Here is a 1,054-nt window from a genome sequence, read left to right on the forward strand (position 1 = left end):
GTGACCTGCAGGACCTGCTGGCGCGGGAGGCGGACCGGTGACCGGCCTGATCTTCGGCGTCGCGGTGTTGGTGGGCGGTCTCCTGGCCGCCCACCAGGGCCCCGCCGAGAACGACCCCAACCGCGTGTTCGCCGACCCCGACCTCGTGCTCGGGGGACGGCTGACCATCGCGCTCCACGACGAGGCGGAGCGGCTCGCCAAGGCTTCCGAGGAGGCCGCTGATGCTCGCTGAGATCGCGTCTCAGGCCGCACGCCTGGCACGGCACGCCGACTGTTTGGAGCGCGCTGCTCGAGACCCGCAGGCCTTGTCTGAGCCTCGTGTAGCGGCTCGCCTGCTGTTGATGGCTGGTGCTGCCCGTACGGCTGCGGCCCTCGCGGGACGTTCCGGAACGGTTCCGAACACTGCTGAACACGCTGAAGCGGCGGTGAACAGATGACCGCCCCCACGATCAACCAGCTCCGCGAACACCGCCTCAAGGAAGGTCTGAGCCTCCGGGAAGCGGGTGAGCGGATGGGCATCCATGGCTCCACCGTTGGGTCATGGGAGTCGGGTCGTCACCAGGCCAGCCCGGAGCGGCTCCAGGAGTACGCGGACATGCTCGGCTGGCGGGACGAACTACGCAGGCCGCCGAGAACGGTTAACCGCGGCGCCTCTGCTCCCACCACCGACTGGCAGGAGCGGGCGGATTGCCGAGGCGTGGACCCGAAGCTGTTTTTCTCCAGCGACACCACCCTCCAGGAGCAGGCCAAGGCTCTCTGCCGGGCGTGCCCCGTGATTGAGGAGTGCTTGGACTGGGCTCTGGCGTGGGGCTCGGCGCAGCTCGGTATCGCCGGAGGCCTGACCGAGGAGGAGCGCCGCGGTTACCGGCGCAACCTGAACCGGCGGGCCCAGCGGGAGGCATCGTGACGCGCCCGCATGGAGACCGCACCCGGTACCTGCATGGCCCCGACGAGCATGACCAGCCGGGGGCGGGTTGCCGGTGCGCGAAGTGCCGTAAGGCTGCGACACGGTACCGGGCCCAGCAGCGGGTCGCGGCCATCCTTGGTACTCACC

The 1,054-nt window shown here is 69.9% G+C and carries 1 protein-coding gene and 2 pseudogenes; all 3 read left to right on the plus strand.

What is annotated here, in order from left to right; all coding sequences use genetic code 11:
* Positions 1-37: 37 nt before the first annotated feature.
* Positions 38-232: a hypothetical protein gene (locus AB0395_RS48765; RefSeq protein ID WP_366295197.1), complete on the plus strand. Its 195-nt coding sequence runs from the start codon at positions 38-40 to the stop codon at positions 230-232.
* Between the two features lie 201 nt (positions 233-433).
* A pseudogene (locus AB0395_RS48770) lies at positions 434-613 on the plus strand (helix-turn-helix transcriptional regulator); the annotation flags it as partial.
* A gap of 54 nt (positions 614-667) precedes the next feature.
* Positions 668-907, plus strand: a pseudogene (locus tag AB0395_RS48775) (WhiB family transcriptional regulator); the annotation flags it as partial.
* Between the last annotated feature and the right edge of the window lie 147 nt (positions 908-1,054).

Source organism: Streptosporangium sp. NPDC051023 (assembly GCF_040689595.1).
GTDB lineage: Bacteria > Actinomycetota > Actinomycetes > Streptosporangiales > Streptosporangiaceae > Streptosporangium.